This is a genomic window from Denitromonas halophila, from assembly GCF_007625155.1.
GTDB lineage: Bacteria > Pseudomonadota > Gammaproteobacteria > Burkholderiales > Rhodocyclaceae > Nitrogeniibacter > Nitrogeniibacter halophilus.
In genome coordinates this window covers 134,826-160,073 of record NZ_VMNK01000015.1, presented here as the reverse complement: position 1 = coordinate 160,073, position 25,248 = coordinate 134,826, and the positions used below count along the sequence as shown (strand labels likewise).

Here is a 25,248-nt window from a genome sequence, read left to right as displayed (position 1 = left end):
ACTCTTTTTTCCCAACCGGCTTTACATGACTGTTGACCTCGCGCATACCCTGCTCGCACGTGCAGACACAATTCTCCTTGGCAAGGCGCCGCAATTGCGCCTGGCGCTGTGCTGCATGCTCGCGCGTGGCCACCTGCTGATCGAAGATGTTCCCGGCGTCGGTAAAACCACACTTGCGCACTTGCTGGCGCGCCTGCCCGGCCTGGCCTTCCAGCGCATCCAGTTCACCAGCGATCTGTTACCTGCCGATATTCTGGGCGTATCGATCTTCGACCGCGGCGCCAATGGCTTCCAGTTTCATCGCGGGCCCATCTTTGCCCAGCTGATTCTGGCCGACGAGATCAACCGCGCCACGCCCAAAACACAAAGCGCCCTGCTCGAAGCCATGGAAGAAGAGCAGATCACCGCCGACGGCACGACCTACCCCCTCCCGACCCCTTTCTTTGTCATCGCCACGCAAAATCCCAGCACCCAGGTCGGCACCTTTCCGCTGCCCGAAAGCCAGCTCGACCGCTTCCTGATGCGTCTGCAACTGGGCTACCCGGATGCCGCCGCCGAGCGCGCCCTGTTGCTCGGCGAGAACCGTCGCGATCTGCTCGCCGCGCTTGAACCGGTGATCGACCCCGACATGCTGATCCAGATGCAGCGCGCCTGCGCCAAGGTGCATGTCTCGGGCCCACTGGCCGACTATGTCCAGGCGCTGCTAGAAGCCAGTCGGAACGGCGTCGACGACAGCCCGGGTCTGAGCCCGCGCGCCGGCCTCGGACTCATCGGCGCAGCGCGCGCCTGGGCCTGGCTGGACCGACGTGAGCATGTGCTGCCTGAAGACATCCAGCACGTGTTCTCATCGGTCGCCGGCCACCGCCTTGGCCTGGCACACTCGGTCGGCGCCGCCGACGCGCGCTGCCGTGCGCTGATCGAAAGCGTGCCGCTGCCTTGACCACATTCACCGCGCCACGCCGGTTGTGGTCGGGGCTGCGTCAAGTCATCGACCGCCGCCTGTTCCGCATTCGTCCCGCCGAAGCCCTGCCGCTCCGCTTGCCGCAGCGGCGCATCTTCGTCCTGCCCACCCGCGCCGGTGTCGTGTTTGCGCTCACCCTGTTCGCAATGCTTTTAGCGTCGATCAACTACACCCTGAGCCTCGGCTTTGCGCTCACCTTTCTGCTCGCCGGTCTGGGCATTGCCAGCATCTTTCACGCCTTTCGCACCCTGCTGCATCTCGAGATCAAAGCCGGCGCCGCGCCGCCGGTGCATTGCGGCGAGCCCGCCCACTTCGGACTGATCATTGGTCACCACGGCAAGAGCCCACGCGAGGCCATCCATGTTCGCACCGCGAGCGCCACGGCCCGTATCGACCTCCCGCCCGACAGCCACACCACCATCACCCTCAACGCTCCCACCACCGCGCGCGGCTGGCAGGCAATCGGGCGTGTGGTGATCGAGACCGTCTTCCCACTCGGCCTGATCCGCGCCTGGAGCGTGCTGACGCCTGACCACACGCTGCTGGTCTACCCTGCACTCGAATCCCGCCCACCCCCACCACCGGCCAGCGCGGGCGCATCGGGCCAGACGCATACGGACTCTGGCGATGATGAGTTCGCCGGCCTGCGCGCCCACCGACCCACCGACTCACCACGTCAAGTTGCCTGGAAAGCCGTCGCCCGCAGCGGCACGCTCGTCTCCAAGCACTTCCAGGGCGGCGCCGGTGGTCCGCAAATCTTCGATTGGCATCAACTCCCGCCCGCACTGCCCGACGAGACCCGCCTGCAGCGCCTCGCGCGCTGGGTGGTGGACGCGGCGCAAAACGACACGCGCTGGACGCTGATCCTCCCCGGTACGCAACTCGGTCCCGATCGCGGCACGCAACACCGACACCGCTGCCTGCGAGCGCTCGCGTTATATGGCACGCCCGAGCATGTCACGCGCGCCTGAGTCCACACTCTCGGCTTACCCGCTGCGTTGGGCGGCGGCCTGCGCCGGCACCACGCTATTGCCCCACCTGCCGCGACTGCCGATCTGGCTCGGCGCGCTCGCCGCGCTGATCCTGCTCTGGCGTGTGCTCAGCCAGACCAAGGCCTCCAGCGCCGCCCCGCGATTTCTGTCGCCGCTGCTGGCGATCGCCGCCGGCGGGCTGATCCTGTTCGAATACGGCACGCTCTTTGGCAAGCAGGCGGGCATCGCCCTGCTCGCCTTGCTGCTCGGCCTCAAATACCTCGAATGCCAGCGGCCGCGCGATGTGCAGGTGCTGGTGCTGTTGTGCTTCTTCCTTCAGCTCGGCCTGTTCTTCGACACCCAGTCGCCGCTCACCGGTGTTGGCGCGCTCGCCGGCGCCATCCTCGCCACCGGCAGCCTGCTCAGCCTGCACACCCGCCACCCCGTGCGCGCCCAACTGCGCACCGCCAGTGTGCTGATGCTCCAGGCCCTGCCCTTCATGATCATCCTGTTCGTGCTCTTTCCGCGGATTCCCGGGCCGTTGTGGGGGCTGCCGGCCGACGCCTTCTCGGGGCGAACCGGGCTTTCCGACAGCATGCAACCGGGCGCCATCAGTGAGCTGAGCCAATCGGGCGAGATTGCCTTTCGCGCTGCGTTTCGCGGCGAAGTACCGCCCCCGGCGCTGCGCTACTGGCGCGGCCCGGTGCTGACCGATTTTGACGGCCAGCGCTGGACCACCCGCCGCACCACCACCGCCGACCAGCCCGCCTACACCACCACCGGCACGGCCTACACCTACGACATGACGCTCGAAGCGCACAGTCGCCGGTGGCTGCTGGCGCTCGACTATCCCGCCGCAGGCATCGCCGACGCCACCTACGCCGCCGATTTCACCGTGCTCAGCCGAACGCCAATTGGCCAACGCATGCGTTACGCCGCCAGCGCCTATCCGCACAGTCAGGTCGGCCAGAACGAGGTGCCTGCTTCACTGGACGGCGCACTGAACTTGCCCGAGGCGAGCAACCCGCGCACCCGCGCGCTGGCCGAGCAACTCAAAAGCCGCAATCAAAGGCCCGAGCACATCGTCACCGCGGCCATCACCTGGCTGCGCGAGGCCGACCTGGCCTACACCCTGCGCCCGCCGCGCCTGGGCATCGACACCGCCGATGCCTTCCTGTTCGACACCCGTCAGGGCTTCTGCGAACACTTCGCCAGCGCGTTTGTGGTGCTGATGCGCGCCGCTGGCGTGCCGGCACGGGTGGTCACCGGTTACCAGGGCGGCGAGATCAACCCCTTCGACAACAGCATGGTGATCCGCCAGTCCGACGCCCACGCCTGGGCCGAAGTCTGGCTCGCGGGCGAAGGTTGGCGACGGGTCGACCCCACCGCCGCCAGCGCGCCACGCCGGATCGACGGCGGCCTCGCTGCGGCGCTGCCCGAGGACAGCGCCCTGCCGTTTCTCGTGCGCCCCGACCTGACTTGGCTGCGAACGCTGCGCGACCGCTGGGAATTCCTCGGCAATACCTGGAACCAGTGGGTGCTCGGCTTCGACCAGAAGACCCAGCGCTCGCTCCTGCGCCGCCTCAGCCTGCACACCGAGGACTGGCGCCAGATGGGCGTGGCGATGTCGATCGGAATCGGCGGCTTGCTAGCGGCGCTGGCCTGGTGGGCGCAGCGCCACGCCGCGCCGCGCGACCCGTTGCAACGCGCATGGCAGCGCTTCGAGCAAAAACTGGCCCGCGCGGGCGTGCCCCGGTTGCCCTGGGAGGGGCCGGCCGACTATGCTAATCGCGCGGCCAGCCACTGCCCCGACCACGCCGACGCCATTCGCGCCATTGCGCACCGTTATGCCCGCCTGCGCTACAGCGCTGACCCGACGGCAGTCGACGGCAAGGCGCTTCACTCACAGATCAAAAGGTTCTCGATTTAATGCGTCCGATTTCTCTGCTTCGCCCGCTTCGCGCACTTGTGCTCGCTGGCCTCACCGCCACCGCCGGCACCGCGATGGCGGGCTCGGGTTACGACACCCACCCCGAAGCCCTCCGCTTTGCCGAAGACATGGCGCAAACCCATGGCATCGCCGCCAGCGACATCCTCGGCTCCCTCGGCCGCATCGAGCGCAATGACCGCGTCATCCGCCTGATCACGCCGCCCACCAAGCGCGGCGTGCGCTCATGGGAGCGCTATCGCAGCCGCTTCATTGAGCCGGTGCGCATTGAGGCCGGCACCGAGTTCTGGCGTGACCACGCCGACACCCTGCGCGCAGCGAGCCTCAAGTACGGCGTACCCGAATCGATCATCGTCGCCATCATCGGCGTCGAAACCATCTACGGGCGCAACACCGGCAACTTCGTGGCGGCCGAAGCCCTCGCCACCCTGGCTTTCGACTACCCGCCCCGCGCACCGCTGTTCCGCCGCGAGCTTGAAAACCTCTTCCTGCTGGCGCGCGACAGCGGCCGCGATCCGCTCAGCTACGAAGGTTCCTACGCCGGCGCGCTGGGCTTCCCGCAGTTCCTGCCGAGCAGCATCCGCAACTACGCGGTCGACTTCGATGGTGACGGCAAGATTGACCTGGAAGGTAGCCCGACCGACGCGATCGGCAGCGTCGCCAACTACCTGGCGGCGCACGGCTGGATTGCCGGTGCACCCGTCGCGGTGCGGGCGCATATCGAAGATGCCGCGAGTGCACAAACCCTGGTTGAACTCGGCATTGAGCCGAGCGTGTCGGCCCAAACGCTGAGCGAGCATCAGATCCTGCCGCTGGGCGACGTGCCGGCCAGCACCCTGTCCACGCTGGTCGACCTCGAAACGCCGGGCGCCGCCACTGAATACTGGCTGGGCTTTCGTAACTTCTATGTGATTACGCGCTACAACCGCAGCAGCTTCTACGCCATGGCGGTGTTTGCACTCTCCGAAGCGCTGCGCAACGCGAAGAACGAAACCACGGTGGCCAGCGTTCCACGACAGTAGCACCGCCGCTCAAACGTCCGGCACTTGCACTTGGCGCTGCAGGACTGACGGAGTAAGCGACACGCCCGGACGGGTGCGCGCAATGCATCGGCAGGGCCAAAGCGGCCCGCGGCTCAAAGCAAGGAGTCTTTCGACATGCCGTGTCGTTTGACGATACGGCGCAGCTGACCGAGCGCTTCGAGCTGGATCTGGCGGACCCGTTCGCGGGTCAGGTTCAACTCACCGGCCAGCTCTTCAAGCGTCTGCACTTCGACGCCATCCAGGCCGTAACGATAACGGACGACCATGCGCTGCTTGTCATTGAGCATATTGATCCATTCGCGGACCAGGGCTTCGACCTCGTGATCGTGAATCTGCGCGTCCGGCGAGCTCACGTCGTCGTCGCGCAAAGACTCGCCGATCGACAAGGATGGATCGACATCCAGCGGTGCGTCGAGCGAGGCGGTGTGTTCGTTCAGTGCGAGCATGGCCCGCACGGCCTCTTCGGTTTTACCAAGATCGCGCGCCACCTCTTCCACCAGTGAGTCACGCTTGCCCGCCGCCTCGGCACGGCGGCAGGCCCGCAAGACCTGGTTGAGCTCCTTGACCACATGTACCGGCAGCCGGATGGTGCGCGACTGGTTCATGATGGCCCGCTCGATGTTCTGGCGAATCCACCAGGTTGCATAGGTCGAAAACCGGAAGCCGCGCTCGGGATCGAACTTTTCGAGCGCATGCATCAACCCGAGGTTGCCCTCTTCAACCAGATCGAGCAACGGGATGCCGCGATTAAGGTAGTGCTTGGCGATATTGACGACCAGGCGCAGGTTGCGCTCGATCATGATCTGGCGGGCGTCGAAATCGCCCTTGCGCACACGGCGCGCCAACGCGGCTTCTTCTTCTGCAGTCAGCAGCGGATTGGCGCCGATGTCATTGAGGTAGAGCTGAGTGACATCGGTAAGGAAGTCACTTTCGAAGGAGGGGGCCGGGGTCTCGACAAATGCTTCGACCTCGGGCGGTAGATCCGGCGCTTGATCATCAACTTCTTCGTTCAATGCCGGATCGTACATTCCTTCGCCCTCCTAGCGTTTGGGTAGGTATGTCAGCGGATCGACCGGTTTGCCTCGACGACGGATCTCGAAATGCAATTTGGGTCGATCTGCATCTGTCTGACCCAGCTCGGCGATAGTCTGCCCCTGGGTGACGGATTGCCCCTCTTTCACGAGCAGGTTCTTGTTATGTGCATACGCGCTGAGGTAGTCAGCGTCGTGTTTGATAATGACGAGTTTTCCATAGCCGCGCAAGCCAGCGCCGGCATACACCACGCGCCCGCTCGATGACGCGCGCACCGGATCCCCGAGCTTGCCGGCAATATCGATGCCCTTGGTTTCGCCATTGGAGAAGGTGCTCACCACTTTGCCACTCGCCGGCCATAGCCATTCGGAGCTCCCTGCCGCGGCAGGCGGCGGGGTCGAAACGCCGGGGGCCGGCACGGACGGTGCCGCTTCCGGCTTGCTCGCCGGGGTTGCGGACGGCGCCTGCCGGATTCGCGCCCAAGCCGCGTCAGAGTATGGCTCTACGATGGCCAGGGGGCCATTCTTGACCCCCCCGGTGGTGGTCGCCGGCGCGGGTGCGCTGGACGAACTGGCCGGCATGCTGCCGATGCTGGGCTGACCGATCGAGATGGGCGTCACCGTCACGCCATCGGGCGGCGCCACGCGAACCGTCTGCCCGACCGAAATCTGGTTCGGATCGGCCATCTGGTTCCATTCGGCCAGCTCCTTGAATGTGTAACCAAATTTCTGGGCGATGCGATTGAGGGTGTCGCCGGGCTGGACCACATAAGTGGTGGGCTGCGGCGGCAATGCCGAGGTGCCCGCCTCGGCCGCGGGCAGCTCGCCCGTGGTTTCAACCGGCATGTTGCGGTCACTGACCGGCGCCGACAGATTGGCGGCACAACCGGTCAGACTCAGGACCACCACAGAGAGGGTCAATCGGAACAGGCTTCGCATAGTTGTCATTCCGTACCACCGAGCAGAGGCACAAAGCGGACGGCGTCCAGGCGGGTTTCGCGGAACTGCCGGCCCTGGCGCTCTACCAGGATCAAATATTGTTGTCGGCCACCGACCGGCACCAGCGCCCGGCCCCCCGGTGCCAGCTGCGCCTTGAGCGCCTCAGGCACACCGTCGGCAGCGGCCGCGGCGGAGATGATGGTATCGAACGGTGCCGCTTCAGGCAGGCCAAGCATGCCGTCAGCGTATTTCAATCGTACATTGGGCAGACGCAAGTGTCGCAGATTGTCGCGCGCGCGATCGAGTAGCGGACGAATTCGCTCAACGGCGAACACGTCGGTACACAAATGCGACAGCACGGCCGCCTGATAACCGCAACCCGCGCCAATCTCGAGCGTTTTGCCCATCTCTCGCCCCTCGCGCAGGATCTCGGCCATGCGCGCGACGATGAACGGTTGCGAGATGGTCTGCTGAAAGCCCAGCGGCAAGGCGGTGTCTTCATAGGCGCGCGAGGCCAGCGCCTCTTCGACGAAGACATGACGCGGCACCTGGAGCAAGGCATTGAGTACCTTTTCGTCACGCACGCCCATCTCGCGCACACGATCGACCATGCGCGCGCGGGCGCGCGTGGCCAGGGCCAGGTTCTGGGCCGGGGAGCGCGCGCCGATCATGCCAGCCAGGCCGCCACTGACGGCATCTGGCCGGTGTGGGTCAGATCGATCTGCAAGGGCGTGATCGACACAAATCCCTCGGCGACCGCATTGAAATCGGTGCCCTCGCCAGCGTCCTGCGCTTCGCCCGCGGGGCCAATCCAGTAGATGGTTTCGTTGCGCGGCGACAGGCTCTTGATGACGGGCTCGGCCTTGTGGCGACGCCCCAGGCGCGTGACCTTGATCCCTTTGAGATCGCCGCGCGCGCCTTCGGGCACGTTCACGTTGAGCAGTACGGGCTGGCGCATCGGCTGGCGCTTGAAGCGCGCGGCCAGTTCGGCGGCGACCTGCGCCGCGGCGGTGAAATCTTGCGGGTTCTTGCTCACCAGCGACACGGCCATCGACGGCACACCGAGCAGATAGCCTTCGGTGGCGGCGGCAACCGTGCCGGAATAGATGGTGTCGTCGCCCATGTTGGCGCCGTGATTGATACCGGAGACGACCATGTCGGGCAGCGTATCGAGCATGCCGGTGACGGCCAGGTGCACGCAGTCGGTCGGCGTGCCATTGACATGGTAGAAACCATTGGCGCTGCGGCGCAGTGACAGCGGACGGTCCAGCGTGAGGGAATTGCTTGCGCCACTGCGGTCGCGCTCGGGCGCCACCACGGTGACTTCGCCGACCTGCGCCAAGGCAGCCGCCAGCGCCTCGATGCCGGGCGCAAAATAGCCATCGTCATTGCTGATCAGGATTCGCACGATCGCGTTTTCTCGCTTGCGGGGTGGGGGCGCCGCCCGCTGCGAGCTGGCGCCGGAATCAGCGCCGCAGTTTAGCACAGGCGCCGCCTACGCCATGGGCGTACGACGCCGTTGGTGTGGCGCGATCAGATGATCTTTCTTGCGTGCAGATCGGCCCGCGCCCCGGCGCCCAGATCAAGCAACTCGGCCAGCACGGCATCGGTATCGGCGCCCAGCACCGGCGGCGCATTGCGGTAGCTGACCGGCGTCCCGGACAAACGGATCGGGCACGCCACCTGCGGCGCCGTCCCGGCCAGCGGATGCGGCAGATCGACGCGCAGGCCGCGCGCCTGTACCTGCGGGTCGTCGAACACATCGGCTACGGTATTGATCGGGCCGCAGGGCACGGCCAGCGTCTCCAGGCGAGTGATCCATTCGGTCGTGCTGCGCGTGACGGTGAGCGCGTTGAGTTTAGGAATCAGCACATCGCGATTCGCCACGCGCGCAGCATTGGTCGCAAAGCGTGTATCCGCCGCCAAGGCCGGCTGCCCAGCGCTCTCGCAGAAGCGGGCGAACTGGGCGTCGTTGCCGATGGCCAGAATCATGTAGCCGTCGGCGGTCGGAAAGTCCTGATAGGGCACGATGTTCGGATGCGCGTTACCGAGACGCTGCGGCGCCTTGCCGCTGGTGAGGTAATTCATGGCCTGATTGGCCAGGCAGGCGACCTGCACGTCGAGCAACGCCAGATCGATATGCTGCCCGTCGCCGGCACGGAATCCGTCGCGATCGCGATAAGCAATCGCCGCCAGCACGGCGTTGGAGGCATACAGGCCGGTCAGGATGTCGGTCAGTGCAACGCCGACTTTCATCGGGCCGCCGCCTTCGACCTCATCCGGCCGGCCGGTGAGGCTCATCAGGCCACCCATACCCTGGATCAAGAAGTCGTAGCCGGCGCGAGGCGCGTAAGGGCCGGTCTGACCAAAACCGGTGATCGAGCAAACCACCAGCTTGGGGTTCACCGCCCGCAGACTGTCGTAGTCGAGGCCGTACTGCTTGAGGCCGCCGACCTTGAAGTTCTCGATCACCACATCGCTTTTAGCCGCCAGATCGCGCACCAGCTGCTGCCCGTCGGGCGTGGTGATGTCGATGGTGACCGAGCGCTTGTTGCGGTTGGCGCCCAGGTAGTAGGCCGCCTCGCTGGTCGGCGCACCGGTCTCATCCGCGAGGTAGGGCGGCCCCCAGTGACGGGTGTCGTCGCCGACGCCGGGGCGCTCGATCTTGATGACCTCGGCCCCCAGGTCGGCCAGCAACTGGCTGGCCCACGGCCCTGCCAGGATGCGGGACAAATCCAGCACGCGAAGGTGTGACAGTGCGCCAGCCATGATCGGCCTCAGTTCGCGAAGGCGGGGATGTCAGTGATGGCGCGGCCGATGATCAGCGCGTGCACATCGTGGGTGCCCTCGTAGGTGTTCACCACTTCCAGATTCACCACGTGGCGGATCACGCCGAACTCGTCCGAGATGCCGTTGCCGCCGAGCATGTCGCGGGCCATGCGGGCAATGTCGAGCGACTTGCCGCAGGAATTGCGCTTCATGATCGAGGTGATCTCCACCGCCGCCGAGCCATCTTCCTTCATCCGGCCCAGACGCAGGCAGCCCTGCAGGCCGAGCGTGATTTCAGTGAGCATGTCGGCCAGCTTCTTCTGGATCAGCTGATTGGCGGCCAATGGGCGGCCGAACTGCTTGCGGTCCAGGGTGTATTGGCGAGCGGTCTCGTAGCAGAACTCTGCCGCGCCGAGCGCGCCCCAGGCGATGCCGAAGCGCGCAGAGTTGAGGCAGGTGAAGGGGCCGCGCAGACCGGTCACTTCGGGGAACATGTTCTCTTCGGGAACGAAGACTTCGTCCATCACGATCTCGCCGGTAATCGAGGCGCGCAGGCCGACCTTGCCGTGAATCGCCGGGGCGCTCAGGCCCTTCCAGCCCTTCTCGAGGATGAAGCCGCGGATCTTGCCGGCGTCGTCTTTGCCCCACACCACGAACACATCGGCGATCGGGCTGTTGGTGATCCACATCTTGCTGCCCGACAGCGAATAGCCACCCTCGACTTTCTTGGCGCGGGTGGCCATCGAACCGGGATCGGAGCCGTGATTCGGCTCAGTCAGGCCAAAACAACCGACCCACTCGCCGGTCGCCAGTTTGGGCAGGTACTTTTTCTTCTGCGCTTCGGTACCGAATTCATTGATCGGCACCATCACCAGCGAGGACTGCACGCTCATCATCGAGCGATAGCCCGAATCCACGCGCTCGATCTCGCGGGCGATCAGGCCGTAGGCCACGTAGTTGAGGCCGGCACCGCCGTACTCCTCGGGGATCGTCGGGCCCAGCAGGCCGAGCGCGCCCATCTCATTGAAGATCTCACGGTCGGTGCGCTCATTGCGGAAGGCGTCCTGCACGCGCGGCATCAGCTTGTCCTGACAGTAGGCACGGGCGGCGTCGCGCACCATGCGCTCTTCTTCTGTCAGCTGTGCATCCAGCAGCAAGGGGTCGACCCAGTCGAATCTCGGATTGGCGCTCATTGCATCTCCTCCAGCAGGGGGTTGTTGTGTCAAGCGCCGCAGCGCATCGGTTTATGTCTCCGATCTTAGAAGCCTCGACGCCGGGGCACAACCGAGAATTTCGCACCGTTATGTGCAAAAATCTCACTCCGAACGATCAAAACAAAAAGCCCATGAGACGCAAAATTCCCAGCACCGGCGCGCTTGTCGCCTTCGAAGCCGCCGCCCGCCACGAAAGCTTCACCCGTGCAGCGGAAGAACTCTCATTCACACAGGGCGCCATCTGCCGGCAGATTGCCAGCCTCGAAGAATTTGTCGGCGTCGCCTTGTTCAAACGCGCCCGTCGCGGCGTCAAACTCACCGACGCCGGGCTGAGCTACAGCCGCCAGGTGGCCAGCCGGCTCGATGCGGTTGAGCGCGATACCTTGTCGGTCATGGGCCACCACGCCGGCGGGCGCAGCATCGAACTGGCGGTGGTGCCTACCTTCGCCACGCGCTGGCTGCTCCCGCGGCTGTCCGGGTTTCTGGCAGCACACCCGGAAGCCAGCGTCAATCTGGCGACCAGCACCCGTCCCTTCCTGTTTGCCCAAACCGAATTCGACGCCGCCATCTACTTTGGCGATGCCGACTGGCCGGGCGCGCAAGCGCACTTTCTGATGCACGAAAACCCGGTGCCGGTGTGCAGCCCTCGCCTGCTCGCGGGCGGCGCGACGGCAGCAGCGGATCTGGCCGACGCGCCCCTCCTCCACCAGAGCACCCGCCCCTACGCCTGGCGGCAGTGGTTCGACACGCAAGGTGTGCGCGCCGCTCGCGATCTGCACGGCCCGCGCATGGAATTGTTCTCGATGCTCGCGCAGGCCGCCATGCACGACATGGGTGTGGCGCTCATTCCGCCCTTTTTGATTCAGGACGAACTGGCCAGTGGCCGGCTGGTGGTGCCGGTGGACGCTACCTACGACAGCGGCAAGGCCTACTACCTGATGATTCCCGAGCGCAAGACCGAGGCCGCGCTGCTCACCGCCTTTCGTCACTGGCTGATGACCGAGATCGCCGCTTTTCTGGACGCGCCGATAGCTCAATCCTCCAGCGGGGCGAACTCCGATACCGACTTGGAATAGCGCGGCTTGGGATAGGGGTAGCGCATGCTGAGCGCAATCGAGCCGCCGTCGCCCTGCGCAATCCGCACATGCTCGCGCTGGAACTCGCGCGAATGCTTCAGGCCGCAGGCATGGGCAATCATGTCGACCTCTTGATTGAGGTTGCGGCAATAATTGGCGACGCGTTCGTACTTCTCCTCGACCACCAGACCCCGCTGCAGCTTGGCATCGTGCGTGGTGATCCCTGTCGGGCAGGTATTGGTGTGGCAACGCATGGCCTGAATGCAGCCCATGGAAAACATGAACCCGCGCGCCGAGGTCACAAAATCGGCGCCCGCCGACAGCGCCCAGGCAATGCGCGCCGAGGTCACCAGCTTGCCCGAGGCGACCACGCGCACTCGGTCGCGCAGGCCATACTCGATGAGCGAATCCACCACCCGCGGCAGCGCCTCATCAATCGACAGCGCCATGTGGTCGGCCAACGCCTGTGGCGCGGCGCCGGAGCCGCCCTCGCCGCCATCCACGGTAATGAAGTCCGGCGCGAACTCCCGGCCGCGCAGCACGATCGCCTCGCACAACTCACTCATGAAGTACCAGCCGCCGATCGCCGCCTTGATACCCACCGGCTTGCCGGTGACTTGTCGAATGCGCACCACCATGTCGAGCAAGGCATGGACATCCTTGATCTCGGGGTGGCGGTTCGGGCTGATCGACGCTTTTCCGGCGGTGATTCCCCGGATCCGCGCGATCTCCTCGGTCACTTTTTCCGCGGGCAACAAACCGCCCTTGCCCGGCTTGGCACCCTGCGAGAGTTTGAGCTCGAAGGCGCGCACTGACGCGATGGCGGCCAGCTCGCGCAAACGCGCCTCCGACAGCTGCCCTGCTTCGTCGCGCACGCCGTACTTGGCCGTGCCAAGCTGTACGATCAGATCGCAACCGCCTTCGAGGTGATAGGGGCTCACGCCGCCCTCACCGGTGTTCAGCCAGCACCCGGCCAGCTTGGCGCCTCGCAACAGCGCCTGAACGGCCGGGCGCGAAATAGCCCCGAAACTCATGCCGCTGATGTTCACCACCGATCCGGCCACAAACGGAGTCGTGCAATACCCCTCGCCAATCGTCAGCGTGGGCGTGGGCAGCTGGTCCTCCTTGAGCACCGGAAACGGCGAATTGACGAAAATGATCGCGCCGCGCTCGCGCAGGTTATAGGTCGAGCCAAAACCGATGGTGCCGCCTTCGTCCTTGGCCAGCCGATAGACCCAGCCACGCGTGGCGCGATTGAAGGGCATCTCCTCGCGATCGCCAAGAAAGAAGTACTGGCGAAAATACTCACCCATCTGCTCGAAGAAATACCGCAGATGGCCCACAATCGGATAGTTGCGCAGGATGGCGTGCTTCTTCTGGGTGATATCGCGCAGATACCAGAACACCAGGCCGGCCATCAGGACGACAACCACAATCACGCCCAGACTGACCGAGAATACCGTGGTCACGCGCTCCATACCGTCTCCGATTCCGCCGCTTGTTTCAAAGAGTGTAAACGGTGCCTGCGCAATGCGCTTAGGCGCCCTATCACAGGGTTTTGCAGTGATAGAATGCACACCCGACCACAAAGAGCATTTGCCGCATGGAATCGATCGAGCAACTCCGGGTAGAAATCCAGCGTAGCGTGGCCGCCGCCCTGGCCGAAGACATCGGCACCGGCGACCTGACCGCACGACTGATTCCAAACGCCTCCGAAGCACGCGGACGGGTCATCACCCGCGAAGACGCGGTGCTGTGCGGCTCCGACTGGTTCAACGCCGCCTTCGAGACCCTCGACCCGACCGCCACCATTTTGTGGCACGCCAAGGATGGCGACCGCGTTGAGGCCGGCCAGACGCTGTGCGACGTAGTCGCCGGCGCCCGCGCCCTGCTGACCGCTGAACGCGCTGCGCTCAACTTTCTGCAACTGCTCTCGGGCACCGCGACACTCACCCGTCGCTATGTCGAGACCGTGGCCGGCACCCGCGCCAAGATTGTCGATACCCGCAAGACCCTGCCCGGCCTGCGACTGGCGCAAAAATACGCGGTGGGTATCGGCGGCGGCACCAATCACCGCATAGGCCTCTACGACGGCATCCTGATCAAGGAAAACCACATCATCGCCGCCGGCGGTGTGGCCGAGGTACTGGCCGAAGCCCAGCGCATCGCGCCGTCCAATGTATTCATCGAGATCGAAGTCGAAACCCTGGAACAGCTTGGCGCGGCGCTCGATGCCGGCGCGCGCATGATCCTGCTCGACAACATGACCCTCGATCAGATGGCCGAAGCGGTCCGGCTCACCGACGGCAAGGCCGAACTCGAAGCCTCGGGCGGCGTCAGCCTCGATCGGGTGCGCGCCATCGCTGAAACCGGCGTCGATCGCATCTCCATCGGCGGCCTCACCAAAGACGTGCGCGCCATCGATCTGTCGCTGCGCCACATCGAAGATTAAGCTGCCTGCCCGGCCGACCTGGAGACCCTGCATGCTGTTTGCGCTCTACTACATCTTTGCGATTACCGTCCTGGTACTGCATTTCACCGGCTTTCTCGCCCGCAGGAATCTGGAGTGGTTGCTGTACGTCGTAGCCATCACGGTCTTTCCCGCGGTGATGTATCTGTAGCAACTGGACCGCAGCATGACAAAGGGCACCCGCGGGTGCCCTTTGTCATGGAGCCATCGAAACAATTCAGGTCGCAGCGCGTTGCACCACGACATCGACCAGTGCCGACATGCCACGATGCCCCTCGCCTTCGTCGATGACCGACTCGTGCGTCCGGAGCAGCAGAATATCGTGCCCCTTGAAGGCATTGAGCAGCACCGATTCGGTGTAGAGATTTTCGACCGCAGACGGCCCGCCGGTGCCGTATTCAAGCTGTTTCGGCGTATAGCCCTGCAACAGCAACAGGCCGCCGGGCTTGAGCGCCGCCATCATTTTGTCGAACAAAATCTGACGCTCGGCCGGCGCTGAAAACTGGATGAAGATCGCGACCACGGCGTCGTAGGTATCCGCCGGCCAGGCCCATTCAAACACGTCCGCCTCGATCAGATTGACCGCCACCTGCTGCTCTTGCGCCAGCTGCCGGCTCTTGGCCACCGCGGCCGGCGCAAACTCCAGCGCATCGACGCGGTGGCTGGCCTTGGCCAAAAATACGCTGTTGCGCCCTTCGCCGTCCGCGACCGACAGCACCGCACTGTCCGGAAACAGTCGCCCCGACTCACGGACGAGAAAATCGTTGGGCTCACGCCCGAACACGAAAGACTCGCCCGCGCTGGCGAAGCGGGCGTCCCAGAACGCCTTGGGGTGTTGCTCAGCCACGGTCAATCGACCACATGCGCGCGAATGAAATCCTTGATGACGTCAACATCAACCGCCATCACCTCGCAGCGCTGCGGCAGGCTTTCAAGATGGGCAAAGCCCTCGGGGCGCGGCGGCTCTTCGTTCAGCGCCTCGCGGATGGTCTCTTCAAATTTGACCGCCTGCGCGGTCTCGAGCACCAGCACCGGCACCGCGGCATCGCGATGCGCCGCGGCCACCTTCAGGCCATCGGCGGTGTGGGTGTCGACCACGATGCCATAGGCTTTCTTGGTGGCGCGAATGGTACCGAGGCGGTCGGCATGCGAACTGCTACCGGAGACAAAGCCGAAGCCGGCCAGCGCGTCACGATACGGCGTGTCGTTCAGATCGAAGCTGCCACCCGACTCGACCTGTTGCCACAGCTGACACACCACGGCGGGGTCGCGCCCGACCAGGTCGAACACGAAGCGCTCGAAGTTGGAGGCCTTGGAGATGTCCATCGACGGGCTGGAGGTGACATGCGTTTCGGCCGAGCTGCGCGGGCGATACACGCCGGTGCGGAAGAACTCGTCGAGCACATCGTTTTCGTTGGTGGCGCAAATCAGTTGCCGGATCGGCAGACCCATCATGCGGGCGATATGGCCGGCGCAGATATTGCCGAAGTTGCCCGAGGGCACGGCCATGTCGACCTGCTGCTCGTTGCTGGCCGTGGCGCCAAAATAGCCGGCAAAGTAATACACGATCTGCGCGACAACCCGACCCCAGTTAATCGAATTGACCGCGCCGATCTTGTATTTGGCCTTGAAGGCGTGGTCATTGGAGACGGCTTTGACGATGTCCTGCGCGTCGTCGAACATGCCTTTGACGGCGATATTGAAGATGTTGTCGTCTTGCAGCGAATACATCTGCGCGCGCTGAAAGGCGCTCATGCGCCCGTGCGGCGAGAGCATGAACACGCGCACGCCGTGCTTGCCGCGCATGGCGTATTCGGCGGCCGAGCCGGTGTCGCCCGAGGTGGCACCAAGGATATTGGTCTGCTCGCCGCGCTTGTCGAGCACGTACTCGAACAAGTTGCCGAGCAACTGCATGGCCATGTCCTTGAAGGCCAGCGTCGGCCCGTTGGACAGCTCCAGCAGCGCCAGCCCGCCCTGGTGATTGGGGCCGTTGCCGGCCTCCAGCCAGGTCACCGGCGTAATTGCCGTTGCATCGCTGCCCGCGCGGGTGTTGCAGTACACGGCCGGCGTGTAGGTTTTTTGGCAGATCGCGCGCAGATCGGCTGCGGGAATGTCGTCAATGAAGCGCGACAGGATTTCAAACGCCAGGTCGGCGTAGGACAGCGTGCGCCAAGCCGCCAGATCCGCCGCGCTGACCTTGGGATAGGTCTCCGGCAGATACAGGCCGCCGTCAGGCGCCAGGCCGCCGAGCAGGATGTCGCAGAACTGTTGATCGGGCGCGCGCCCGCGGGTAGAGAGATAACGCATGAGCTTCACCAGAAGGCGGGCGACACAGAGGCCGCCCGCCAGGGGGAGGAGTTAACGATCGAGCTGTTCGATGCGCAAACGGGTGATCGGCGCAGACACCACCGGCAAGGCTTCGATCTTGGCAATCGCCGCGTCGGCGAACTTCTCGACCGTCTCGTGGGTGAGCAGAATGATGTCAGCCTGCGATTCACCCTCGCGCGGTTCCTTCTGGATCAGCGCGTCGATCGAAATGTTGTTGTCCGCCAGAATGCGAGTGATATCGGCCAGCACGCCGGGCTTGTCGTCAACACGCATGCGCATGTAGTAGCCACCGCGACTCTCGGACACCGGCAGCACCTTGAGGTCGACCAGCTGATCGGGCTGGAAGGCCAGGTGCGGTACGCGGTGCTCGGGGTCGGCCGTGTGCATGCGGGTGACATCGACCAGGTCGGCGATCACCGCGCTGGCGGTCGGCTCGTCGCCGGCGCCTTTGCCGTAATACAGCGTGGGGCCGACGGCATCGCACTGCACCAGCACGGCGTTCATCGCCCCTTCGACATTGGCCAGCAGGCAGCGCGCCGGGATCAGCGTCGGATGCACACGCAGCTCGACGCCGTCTTCACGCATGCGCGCAATGCCCAGCAGCTTGATGCGGTACCCCAGTTGCTCGGCGTAAGCGATATCGGTCGCCTGCAGCTTGGTGATGCCCTCGATATGCGCACGCTCGTACTGCATCGGGATACCGAACGCGATCGAGGCCATGATGGTGGCCTTGTGCGCGGCGTCATTGCCCTCGATATCGAAGGTCGGGTCGGCCTCGGCATAGCCGAGCGCCTGCGCTTCCTTGAGGACGGCGTCGAAGGGCAAGCCCTTGTCACGCATCTCGGACAGGATGAAATTGGTCGTGCCGTTGATAATGCCGGCCAGCCACTGAATACGGTTGGCGGTAAGGCCTTCGCGCAGCGCCTTGATGATGGGGATGCCACCCGCCACCGCAGCCTCAAACGCCACCATCACGCCCTTTTTCTGGGCGGCGGCAAAAATCTCGTTGCCGTGGGTCGCAATCAGCGCCTTGTTGGCGGTCACCACATGCTTGCCGTTTTCGATGGCTGCGAGCACCAGATCCTTGGCGACGGTACAGCCGCCGATCAGCTCGACGATGATATCGATCTCGGGGTCGCGCACCACCGCGAAGGCGTCGTCCACGACCTTGGCCTTGCCCTGCGTCATCGCCTGGGCACGCTCGATGTTGCGGTCCGCCACGGTAGTAATACTGATGGGACGCCCCGCACGGCGGGTAATCTCCTCAGCGTTACGGGTAAGGACGGTCCAGGTGCCGCCGCCAACAGTGCCGATGCCCAGCAGGCCAACATTGATCGGTTTCATCGCAGAGTTTTCTTGAAGTCAGTACAACGTGGTCAACACCCCCTGCACCGCAGGGGAACATAAGCGCGGCCACCACAGCCGGACGACCGTGGTGGCCGCGCGATTCAAATCAGACGCGGCGGGCCATCAGCTACGATGAAGCCCCTTGCGATAACTCTCGAGGAAGCGGGCGATACGACTGACCGCATCGCGCAGATCCTCTTCGTGCGGCAGGAAGACCAGACGGAAGTGGTCCGGCTGCTTCCAGTTGAAGCCGCTGCCTTGCACCAGCAGCACCTTCTCGGCTTCGAGCAGTTTCAGGATGAACTCCTGGTCGTCCTCGATCGGATACATGTTCAGGTCGAGCTTGGGGAACAGGTACAGCGCGGCCTTGGGCTTGACGCAACTCACCCCCGGAATCTGGGTGATCAGCTCGTAAGCCAAATCACGCTGACGGGTCAGCCGGCCGTCCGGGGCGATCAACTCTTCGATGCTCTGATAGCCGCCCAGCGCGGTCTGGATACCCCACTGCGCCGGCACGTTGGCGCACAGGCGCATCGACGCCAGCATGTCGAGCCCTTCGATGTAGTCGCGGGCATGACGCTTCTCGCCCGAGACGATCATCCAGCCCGCGCGATAACCACAGGCACGGTAGTTTTTCGACAAGCCATTGAAAGTCACGCAGAGCACATCGTCGGCCAGCGAGGCGATCGAGGTGTGGGTTTCGCCGTCGTAGAGCACCTTGTCGTAGATTTCATCGGCAAACACGATCAACTGGTGCTGACGCGCGATCTCGAGCAACTGCTCGAGAAAGGCGGTGGGATACAGCGCGCCGGTCGGGTTGTTCGGGTTGATGATGACGATGGCGCGGGTGTTGGGCGTGAGCTTGCGGCGGATATCGTCCAGATCGGGTAACCAGCCAGCCTGCTCATCACACACGTAATGCACCGGCGCACCGCCACCGAGGCTGACCGCAGCGGTCCATAGCGGATAGTCCGGCGCCGGCACCAGCACTTCGTCGCCGTTATTGAGCAGGGCCTGCATCGACATGACAATCAGCTCGGACGCGCCGTTGCCAATGTAGATGTCTTCAATGCCCACCCCCGCAATCTTCTTTTGCTGAGAGTAATGCATCACCGCCTTGCGCGCCGAAAACAGGCCTTTCGAATCCGAATAGCCTGCCGCACCGCGCAGGTTATGGATCACATCGACCACGATCTCTTCGGGCGCTTCGAAGCCGAAGTGCGCCAGATTGCCGATATTCAGCTTGGTGACGCGATGCCCTTCATCTTCCATCTGCTTGGCGCGCTGCAAGACGGGGCCACGGATGTCGTAGCAGACCTCCGCCAGCTTGTGAGACTTGCGAACCGCCCGCAAGGCGGCGGCGTCGGCGCGGGCAGCGCCCTGCATTTCACCGATCGGCTCTGCCACCTTGAGATTGGGCGTTTTGCTCATCATCTTCCCCTGTACGAAGGACACTGACCGCAATAATTGCTGCAACGCAAAAGCCTTGCGTTTGGCCAGAAAATCAAAAGATTGTAATCTACCCCAAGCCACAGCCCCCGGGCAAATCCCGCCCAAATCGTGCACCGCCCATGAACCTTCATCAAGACAGCATTTCCGATCAGAACGTCATCACCGGTTACGGCCCCGACTACGTCCAGGTCAATCGGGTTGATCATCGCGGCAACAGCCTGATCATCCTGCCGGACCAGATCCAGTCCGACTGGGCCGCGCCAGGCGGTTTCGAGGCCCTGAGCGAAGCAGCCTTTGCCACCCTGGCCAAACTCGATTGCGTCGTGGTGCTCATCGGCACGGGAAACCGTCAGCGCTTCCCCTCGGCCGCGCTGCTCCGGCCACTGATTGACGCGCGCCTGGGTTTCGAGATCATGGACACCCCCGCCGCCTGCCGCACCTACAACATTCTGATGGGCGAAAACCGCAAGGTCGCGGCCGCCCTGATGTTCGACCCGGCCTGAGGCACGCGCGGGCCAACGCGCGTTTGTCATCGTGATGGAATGTCGATTACCCTGCGGTGAAGCCTTCACCGACAGGAGCATGCATGATCGACCAAGCAGCCCCCGACATCACCCTGCCCGCCACTGGCGACCAAACCATCCGGCTCGCCGACCTGCACGGCAAAACCGTGGTGCTCTACTTCTACCCCAAAGACAACACTCCCGGCTGCACCACCGAGACCCGCGATTTTGGCGTGCTTCACCCGAAGTTTGCCGAGGCCGGCTGCGTGGTGCTGGGCATCTCGCGCGACAGCCTCAAGTCGCATGAACACTTCAAGGCCAAGCTCGACGTGCCGTTTGATCTGTTGTCAGACGCCGACGAAGTCGCCTGCCAGGCGTTTGACGTCATCAAGATGAAGAACATGTACGGCAAACAAGTGCGCGGCATCGAACGCAGCACCTTCGTCATCGACCGCGAAGGTGTCGTGCGGCGCGAGTGGCGCAAAGTCAAAGTGAATACTCACGCCGAGGAGGTGCTCAACTTCGTCCAGTCGCTTTAACCTCATGGCCGGCCCGGCACAGATGTCGACCGGGCCTCAGAACACCGATTCCCTGCCGGAGCCCGCATGGTCACCAAACGCGCATCGAAGTCTGTGAAAACCAAGCTGTTCATCCTCGACACCAACGTGCTGATGCACGACCCCACCAGTCTGTACCGCTTTGAAGAGCACGACCTCTACGTCCCGATCATGACGCTGGAGGAACTCGACGGAAACAAGAAAGGCATGTCGGAAGTGGCCCGCAACGCGCGTCAGGCCAGCCGCATGATGGACGAAATCGTCCGCGCCTGCCCCAACGGTATCGACGAAGGCATCGACCTCACCGAACCGTCTCGCCGACAAGCCACCGGCCGGCTGTATCTGCAAACCGAAGCCATCGACCTGCATCTGCCGCCCGGCTTGCCCACCGGACGCGGCGACAATCACATCCTCGCGGTGGTCAGCTTCCTCGCCAAACGCTTCCCCAAGCGGCCCGTCATTCTGGTGTCAAAAGACATCAACATGCGCATCAAGGCACGCGCGCTCGGGCTGGATGCGCAGGACTACTTCAACGACAAAGTCCTTGAAGATACCGATCTGCTGTACTCCGGTGCGCGCGAGCTTCCGGCCGACTTCTGGGAAACCCACGGGGCCAACCTCGAGTCCTGGAAGGACGAACGCCACACTTACTACCGCCTGCGCGGCCCCCTGGCCGATTCACTCAGCCACAACGAATTCGTTTTCGACACCACCTCCGAGCCCCCCTTCGACGCCTGGGTCACCGAGTGCGACGGCCCCACCGTGGTGCTCGAAACCCTCACCGACTTCAGCCATCAAAAGAACAACATCTGGGGCATCACCGCGCGGAACCGCGAGCAGAATTTCGCGCTCAACCTGCTGATGAACCCCGAGATCGACTTCGTCACCCTGCTCGGCCAGGCTGGCACCGGCAAGACGCTCCTGACACTCGCCGCCGGCCTCACCCAAGTGCTCGACGCGAAGCGCTACAGCGAAATCATCATGACCCGGGTGACGGTACCCGTCGGCGAAGACATCGGCTTCCTGCCCGGCACCGAAGAAGAAAAGATGACGCCCTGGATGGGCGCACTCGAAGACAACCTCGACGTGCTCAACGGTGCCACCAGCGAGGGCGGCGAGTGGGGACGCGCCGCGGCACATGACCTCATCCGCTCGCGGGTCAAGGTCAAGAGCCTCAACTTCATGCGCGGGCGCACCTTCATCAACAAGTATCTGATCATCGATGAAGCGCAGAACCTCACCCCCAAGCAAATGAAGACGCTCGTCACCCGCGCCGGCCCGGGCACCAAGGTAGTCTGCCTTGGCAACATTGCCCAGATCGACACGCCCTACCTCACCGAAGGCAGCTCCGGCCTGACCTTCGTCGTCGATCGCTTCAAAGGCTGGCCGCACTCGGGTCACATCACCCTGCAACGAGGCGAACGCTCGCGCCTGGCAGATCACGCAGCAGAAGTGCTCTAAACCCGCGCAACGCACCGGCCACCACGGCCGGTGCGTCCGTCAAGACGACGGAATAGCGCCCGGCGCACCTCGGGCGCGGTGCACTGCACCATCTCAGGAATTCATTTTACTTTCAGCGCGTTATCGAGGATACTGATCGGTTTTCCCGTCGCCCGTTGCGTCCGGGGATGCCAGAAACCACGAGACCCGCATGACAACGTCCGACCCGACACCCACTACCTTCGCCGCCCTGGGGCTATCCGCCCCCGTTCTGACCGCACTGTCAGAAATCGGCTACGAAACCCCCTCGCCCATCCAGGCGGCATGTATTCCTCACCTGATGGCCGGCGGCGATCTGCTCGGCGAAGCCCAGACCGGCACCGGTAAAACCGCCGCCTTTGCGCTGCCCGCGCTCGAGCTCATCGACGCCTCGCGCCGCATCCCGCAAGTGCTGGTGCTGACCCCCACGCGCGAGCTCGCCATCCAGGTGGCCGAAGCCTTCCAGACCTACGCCCGTTACCTGCGCGACTTCCATGTGGTGCCGCTCTACGGTGGCCAGAGCATGGTCGTCCAGCTGCGCCAACTGTCGCGCGGCGCGCAAGTCATCGTCGGCACGCCGGGTCGCCTGATGGACCACCTCAAGCGTGGCAGCCTCAAGCTCGACGAACTGAAAGTCATGGTGCTCGACGAAGCCGACGAAATGCTGCGCATGGGCTTCATCGAAGACGTGGAATGGATTCTCAGCCACACCCCGAGCACCCGCCAGACCGCGCTGTTCTCGGCGACCATGCCTTCGGTCATCCGCAGCGTCGCCCAGCGCCACCAGCGCAATCCGATCGAGGTCAAGATCAAATCGGCCACCAGCACCGTTGCTGCCATTCGCCAGAGCTACTGGATGGTGCGCGGCCACGACAAGCTCGACGTGCTGACCCGCATCCTCGAAGCCGAAGACGAGCTCGACGCGGCCATCATCTTTGTGCGCACCAAGGTCGCCACCGATGAGCTGGCCAACAAGCTCGAAGCCCGTGGCCACGCCGCCGCTGCGCTTAACGGTGACATGACTCAAGGCCTTCGCGAGCGGGTAGTCAACCAGCTCAAATCCGGCCAGATCGACATCGTCGTGGCCACCGACGTCGCCGCCCGCGGCCTCGACGTGCCGCGTGTCAGCCACGTCATCAACTACGACGTGCCCTACGACACCGAGGCCTATGTACACCGTATCGGACGTACCGGCCGCGCCGGGCGCACCGGTCACGCGATTCTGTTCATCACCGCACGCGAACAACGCATGCTGCGAGCCATCGAGCACGCCACCCGCCAGAAAATCGCCCTGCTCACGCTGCCCACGCGCAGCGAGATGGCTGATCGCCGCGTCTCCAAGTTCAAACAAGAAGTACTCGACGTCCTGGAAAAGGAAGAGCTGCATTTCTTCATGGAAGTGGTCGGCCAGTTGCGTGACGAAAACGACTTGAAAGCGCACTCGATTGCCGCTGCCCTGGCCTTTATCGCCCAGCGCGACAAGCCGCTGCAGCTCGACAACACCAAAGGCAGCGATTTGCCCACCACCAGTGAAGTTCGCGCACCGGACGCCCGCGCGCCGCGCGAGAAACGCGACGAAGCCCCCGGCCGTCGCCGCGACGCCGCCGATGGCAAGCTGCGACCCTACCGTATCGAAGTCGGTCGCCAGCACGGCGTCACACCCAAAGAAATCGTCGGCGCCATCGCCAACGAAGGCGGCTTGTCGGGCGGTCAGATCGGCCAGATTCACCTGTTCGACGATTTCAGCCTGGTCGAGCTGCCGAGCGACCTGTCCAACGAAACGCTCGCCACGCTGAAGCGCACCCGCGTATGCCAGCAGGCGCTGCAGATTCAGGCCGACGACTCGACACCGATGCCGGCCAAGCGTTTTGGCACCAAACCGGGCGCAAGCAAGCGGCCGGGTGCACCGGGCGCACCGGGCAAGAAGCCCTTCAAAGGCGGCAAGCCCTTCATCAAGCGTCCCAAGGAATAATCCGGCGAACTAAGCGCGCGCAGCCTGCACCAGCAGGTTGCGCGGCGTGATCGCCCGATCGCAGAACACCCCGACTCTCGCCCGGTAGCCCGCCGCTTCCAGGCCGAGCGCCAGATCGCTCACCAGCCACAACTCCAGCGCCCGCCGAAACACATGGCGTACCAGGTCGTAGCGCAGCACCTGCGCATGACGCGCCCAGCCGACAGCCTGCCATTCATCCCAATTCACCGCGCCGGGTAGCACTACTGCTTCGCGTGCGGCCAGTTCCCGACAAAAACCTTCGAATCCTGAGCGCACCCATGCCGCGGGCACCGGCCGGAACGGACGATACCCACCACCTTCAAGCGCCGCACGCAGCGCGATGAAACCCAGCTTGAACGCACTGTCCTGCGCATGCTGGCGTCGTTCGCGCTCAGTGGCCGTCACCGACTCGGTGATCGCCAGACGCAAATCGCCCGCATCCAGCCTCAGCGTCGCGGCCGTCGACACCGGCAGGAAGTCGCCCGTCACGCCTCGGTCATAGCAACACGGCGCAATACTGAACCCCGCTGCCACACCCGCCGCCGCGCCGCGCACCAGGCTGCGATGCAATTCGCCACAGGCGTGCAAGGCCACCACATGGTGCGTCGCCACGCGCGACTGCCCGTCCGCCGACAAGGCATCGGCGCAGACCATGTGTTGTGCCAACCGCGCGCGCGTCGCCAACAAGGCACTCTGGGCGCAAAGCACCGGATCAATTTCCAGACTGGTCACTGAACCCGCGCCCTGCATCGCCAGGCGTCGTCCGAGATGCCCCTTGCCGGCGCACCACTCCAGCACCGGCGCCTCGACAGGATCAAGCGCGGCCGCGAAGGCTTCAATCTGCTCACGCTTGCGCCCCGGAATCGCCCAATCGAAATGCGCATCGCAGGGTGGCAACGGCCGTGGTTCGCATCGTGGCACCGTCGTCAGAGCCAGCAAATCGCCCAAAACCGGCACACGCGACGCCACCCAGGCCAGGCGTGCGGTGTCATCGGCGCCCAGTGCGGCCACGTCATCATCGGACAAGGCCAGCATATCTGCTTCAAGCGCCGGATAGCGCGCCACCCAGTCAGGCGCCTCGACACAAAACGGCCGCGGGCGCCAGAGATCGGCATGGACGTCCAGACAATGCTGCAGGGCGAAGAAACGATCAGCAAGATTCATGGC

23 protein-coding genes are annotated in these 25,248 nt (G+C 64.2%); 11 read left to right on the top strand and 12 right to left on the bottom strand.

Annotation, left to right across the window (positions count from 1 at the left end; all coding sequences use genetic code 11):
- Positions 1-25: 25 nt before the first annotated feature.
- From FHP91_RS15200 to mltB, 4 genes are read left to right on the top strand one after another with little or no spacing between them, the layout of a single operon-like run.
- On the top strand, positions 26-940 hold the full coding sequence (locus tag FHP91_RS15200; protein WP_144310392.1) for an AAA family ATPase: 915 nt from the start codon (positions 26-28) through the stop codon (positions 938-940).
- Complete coding sequence (locus tag FHP91_RS15195; protein WP_246116328.1) at positions 937-1,932, top strand: DUF58 domain-containing protein; 996 nt, start codon at positions 937-939, stop codon at positions 1,930-1,932. The genes FHP91_RS15200 and FHP91_RS15195 overlap by 4 nt, the downstream gene beginning before the upstream one ends.
- Positions 1,916-3,862, top strand: coding sequence for a transglutaminase TgpA family protein (locus tag FHP91_RS15190; RefSeq protein ID WP_186301573.1), 1,947 nt, complete (start codon positions 1,916-1,918; stop codon positions 3,860-3,862). Before FHP91_RS15195 ends, FHP91_RS15190 begins: the two co-directional genes overlap by 17 nt.
- Positions 3,862-4,902, top strand: a complete 1,041-nt coding sequence (mltB, locus tag FHP91_RS15185) for a lytic murein transglycosylase B (RefSeq protein WP_144310390.1) — start codon at positions 3,862-3,864, stop codon at positions 4,900-4,902. The genes FHP91_RS15190 and mltB overlap by 1 nt, the downstream gene beginning before the upstream one ends.
- 113 nt (positions 4,903-5,015) lie before the next feature.
- On the opposite strand, the gene rpoS is transcribed toward mltB, so the two are convergent.
- From rpoS to FHP91_RS15155, 6 genes are all read right to left on the bottom strand, one after another.
- Positions 5,016-5,951 carry an RNA polymerase sigma factor RpoS gene (gene rpoS, locus FHP91_RS15180; protein WP_144177021.1) on the bottom strand — a complete coding sequence of 312 codons (936 nt, stop codon included), beginning with the start codon at positions 5,949-5,951 and terminating at the stop codon, positions 5,016-5,018.
- 12 nt (positions 5,952-5,963) lie between these two features.
- Positions 5,964-6,902 (bottom strand): peptidoglycan DD-metalloendopeptidase family protein, encoded by a 939-nt coding sequence (locus FHP91_RS15175; protein ID WP_144310389.1) that lies wholly within the window; start codon positions 6,900-6,902, stop codon positions 5,964-5,966.
- Entirely contained in the window at positions 6,899-7,564 is a 666-nt protein-coding gene (locus FHP91_RS15170; RefSeq protein ID WP_144310388.1) for a protein-L-isoaspartate(D-aspartate) O-methyltransferase, read from the bottom strand. Before FHP91_RS15170 ends, FHP91_RS15175 begins: the two co-directional genes overlap by 4 nt.
- Positions 7,561-8,301 (bottom strand): 5'/3'-nucleotidase SurE, encoded by a 741-nt coding sequence (gene surE / locus FHP91_RS15165; RefSeq protein WP_144310387.1) that lies wholly within the window; start codon positions 8,299-8,301, stop codon positions 7,561-7,563. The genes FHP91_RS15170 and surE overlap by 4 nt, the downstream gene beginning before the upstream one ends.
- A gap of 125 nt (positions 8,302-8,426) precedes the next feature.
- Positions 8,427-9,662 (bottom strand): CaiB/BaiF CoA transferase family protein, encoded by a 1,236-nt coding sequence (locus FHP91_RS15160; RefSeq protein ID WP_144310386.1) that lies wholly within the window; start codon positions 9,660-9,662, stop codon positions 8,427-8,429.
- A gap of 8 nt (positions 9,663-9,670) precedes the next feature.
- A complete protein-coding gene (locus FHP91_RS15155) occupies positions 9,671-10,855 on the bottom strand; it encodes an acyl-CoA dehydrogenase (protein WP_144310385.1) in 1,185 nt (394 codons plus the stop codon).
- Between the two features lie 152 nt (positions 10,856-11,007).
- Between FHP91_RS15155 and FHP91_RS15150 the strand changes: the two genes are divergently transcribed.
- The gene (locus FHP91_RS15150; RefSeq protein ID WP_144310384.1) at positions 11,008-11,952 is read left to right on the top strand and encodes a LysR family transcriptional regulator; all 945 of its coding nucleotides are present in this window, start codon (positions 11,008-11,010) and stop codon (positions 11,950-11,952) included.
- Here the strand turns inward: FHP91_RS15150 and FHP91_RS15145 are convergent.
- Positions 11,910-13,430 carry an FMN-binding glutamate synthase family protein gene (locus tag FHP91_RS15145; RefSeq protein ID WP_144310383.1) on the bottom strand — a complete coding sequence of 507 codons (1,521 nt, stop codon included), beginning with the start codon at positions 13,428-13,430 and terminating at the stop codon, positions 11,910-11,912. The genes FHP91_RS15150 and FHP91_RS15145 overlap by 43 nt on opposite strands.
- Before the next feature lie 125 nt (positions 13,431-13,555).
- Between FHP91_RS15145 and nadC the strand changes: the two genes are divergently transcribed.
- Both nadC and FHP91_RS21175 read left to right on the top strand, forming a co-directional pair.
- Positions 13,556-14,404, top strand: a complete 849-nt coding sequence (gene nadC, locus FHP91_RS15140) for a carboxylating nicotinate-nucleotide diphosphorylase (RefSeq protein ID WP_144177038.1) — start codon at positions 13,556-13,558, stop codon at positions 14,402-14,404.
- 31 nt (positions 14,405-14,435) lie between these two features.
- A complete protein-coding gene (locus tag FHP91_RS21175; protein ID WP_186300281.1) occupies positions 14,436-14,573 on the top strand; it encodes a hypothetical protein in 138 nt (45 codons plus the stop codon).
- 66 nt (positions 14,574-14,639) lie between these two features.
- Here the strand turns inward: FHP91_RS21175 and FHP91_RS15135 are convergent, their stop codons facing one another.
- From FHP91_RS15135 to FHP91_RS15120, 4 genes are all read right to left on the bottom strand, one after another.
- Positions 14,640-15,269: a class I SAM-dependent methyltransferase gene (locus tag FHP91_RS15135; protein ID WP_144310382.1), complete on the bottom strand. Its 630-nt coding sequence runs from the start codon at positions 15,267-15,269 to the stop codon at positions 14,640-14,642.
- A gap of 2 nt (positions 15,270-15,271) precedes the next feature.
- Positions 15,272-16,729 (bottom strand): threonine synthase, encoded by a 1,458-nt coding sequence (gene thrC, locus FHP91_RS15130; RefSeq protein ID WP_144310381.1) that lies wholly within the window; start codon positions 16,727-16,729, stop codon positions 15,272-15,274.
- 51 nt (positions 16,730-16,780) lie between these two features.
- On the bottom strand, positions 16,781-18,094 hold the full coding sequence (locus FHP91_RS15125; RefSeq protein WP_144310380.1) for a homoserine dehydrogenase: 1,314 nt from the start codon (positions 18,092-18,094) through the stop codon (positions 16,781-16,783).
- A gap of 126 nt (positions 18,095-18,220) precedes the next feature.
- Positions 18,221-19,528, bottom strand: coding sequence for a pyridoxal phosphate-dependent aminotransferase (locus FHP91_RS15120; RefSeq protein ID WP_144310379.1), 1,308 nt, complete (start codon positions 19,526-19,528; stop codon positions 18,221-18,223).
- Positions 19,529-19,668: 140 nt separating this feature from the next.
- Between FHP91_RS15120 and FHP91_RS15115 the strand changes: the two genes are divergently transcribed.
- The 4 genes from FHP91_RS15115 to FHP91_RS15100 all read left to right on the top strand — a co-directional run bounded on the left by FHP91_RS15115 (position 19,669) and on the right by FHP91_RS15100 (position 24,060).
- Complete coding sequence (locus tag FHP91_RS15115; RefSeq protein ID WP_144310378.1) at positions 19,669-20,052, top strand: Mth938-like domain-containing protein; 384 nt, start codon at positions 19,669-19,671, stop codon at positions 20,050-20,052.
- An 83-nt stretch (positions 20,053-20,135) separates the two neighbouring features.
- Complete coding sequence (locus FHP91_RS15110) at positions 20,136-20,591, top strand: peroxiredoxin (RefSeq protein ID WP_144310377.1); 456 nt, start codon at positions 20,136-20,138, stop codon at positions 20,589-20,591.
- Between the two features lie 66 nt (positions 20,592-20,657).
- On the top strand, positions 20,658-22,070 hold the full coding sequence (locus FHP91_RS15105) for a PhoH family protein (RefSeq protein ID WP_144310376.1): 1,413 nt from the start codon (positions 20,658-20,660) through the stop codon (positions 22,068-22,070).
- Between the two features lie 190 nt (positions 22,071-22,260).
- Positions 22,261-24,060 carry a DEAD/DEAH box helicase gene (locus FHP91_RS15100; RefSeq protein ID WP_144310375.1) on the top strand — a complete coding sequence of 600 codons (1,800 nt, stop codon included), beginning with the start codon at positions 22,261-22,263 and terminating at the stop codon, positions 24,058-24,060.
- Positions 24,061-24,069: 9 nt separating this feature from the next.
- Here FHP91_RS15100 and FHP91_RS15095 read toward each other — a convergent pair whose 3' ends face one another.
- Complete coding sequence (locus FHP91_RS15095; protein ID WP_144310374.1) at positions 24,070-25,245, bottom strand: methyltransferase; 1,176 nt, start codon at positions 25,243-25,245, stop codon at positions 24,070-24,072.
- Positions 25,246-25,248 lie beyond the last annotated feature (3 nt).

Excerpts from the sequence above, each read along its gene's own strand:
- FHP91_RS15200 (WP_144310392.1), top strand. The coding sequence starts at position 26 with ATGACTGTTGACCTCGCGCATACCCTGCTCGCACGTGCAGACACAATT.
- FHP91_RS15190 (WP_186301573.1), top strand. The coding sequence starts at position 1,916 with ATGTCACGCGCGCCTGAGTCCACACTCTCGGCTTACCCGCTGCGTTGG.
- mltB (WP_144310390.1), top strand. The coding sequence starts at position 3,862 with ATGCGTCCGATTTCTCTGCTTCGCCCGCTTCGCGCACTTGTGCTCGCT.
- rpoS (WP_144177021.1), bottom strand. The coding sequence starts at position 5,951 with ATGTACGATCCGGCATTGAACGAAGAAGTTGATGATCAAGCGCCGGAT.
- FHP91_RS15175 (WP_144310389.1), bottom strand. The coding sequence starts at position 6,902 with ATGACAACTATGCGAAGCCTGTTCCGATTGACCCTCTCTGTGGTGGTC.
- FHP91_RS15170 (WP_144310388.1), bottom strand. The coding sequence starts at position 7,564 with ATGATCGGCGCGCGCTCCCCGGCCCAGAACCTGGCCCTGGCCACGCGC.
- FHP91_RS15160 (WP_144310386.1), bottom strand. The coding sequence starts at position 9,662 with ATGGCTGGCGCACTGTCACACCTTCGCGTGCTGGATTTGTCCCGCATC.
- FHP91_RS15155 (WP_144310385.1), bottom strand. The coding sequence starts at position 10,855 with ATGAGCGCCAATCCGAGATTCGACTGGGTCGACCCCTTGCTGCTGGAT.
- FHP91_RS15150 (WP_144310384.1), top strand. The coding sequence starts at position 11,008 with ATGAGACGCAAAATTCCCAGCACCGGCGCGCTTGTCGCCTTCGAAGCC.
- FHP91_RS15145 (WP_144310383.1), bottom strand. The coding sequence starts at position 13,430 with ATGGAGCGCGTGACCACGGTATTCTCGGTCAGTCTGGGCGTGATTGTG.
- nadC (WP_144177038.1), top strand. The coding sequence starts at position 13,556 with ATGGAATCGATCGAGCAACTCCGGGTAGAAATCCAGCGTAGCGTGGCC.
- FHP91_RS21175 (WP_186300281.1), top strand. The coding sequence starts at position 14,436 with ATGCTGTTTGCGCTCTACTACATCTTTGCGATTACCGTCCTGGTACTG.
- thrC (WP_144310381.1), bottom strand. The coding sequence starts at position 16,729 with ATGCGTTATCTCTCTACCCGCGGGCGCGCGCCCGATCAACAGTTCTGC.
- FHP91_RS15125 (WP_144310380.1), bottom strand. The coding sequence starts at position 18,094 with ATGAAACCGATCAATGTTGGCCTGCTGGGCATCGGCACTGTTGGCGGC.
- FHP91_RS15120 (WP_144310379.1), bottom strand. The coding sequence starts at position 19,528 with ATGAGCAAAACGCCCAATCTCAAGGTGGCAGAGCCGATCGGTGAAATG.
- FHP91_RS15115 (WP_144310378.1), top strand. The coding sequence starts at position 19,669 with ATGAACCTTCATCAAGACAGCATTTCCGATCAGAACGTCATCACCGGT.
- FHP91_RS15110 (WP_144310377.1), top strand. The coding sequence starts at position 20,136 with ATGATCGACCAAGCAGCCCCCGACATCACCCTGCCCGCCACTGGCGAC.
- FHP91_RS15105 (WP_144310376.1), top strand. The coding sequence starts at position 20,658 with ATGGTCACCAAACGCGCATCGAAGTCTGTGAAAACCAAGCTGTTCATC.
- FHP91_RS15100 (WP_144310375.1), top strand. The coding sequence starts at position 22,261 with ATGACAACGTCCGACCCGACACCCACTACCTTCGCCGCCCTGGGGCTA.
- FHP91_RS15095 (WP_144310374.1), bottom strand. The coding sequence starts at position 25,245 with ATGAATCTTGCTGATCGTTTCTTCGCCCTGCAGCATTGTCTGGACGTC.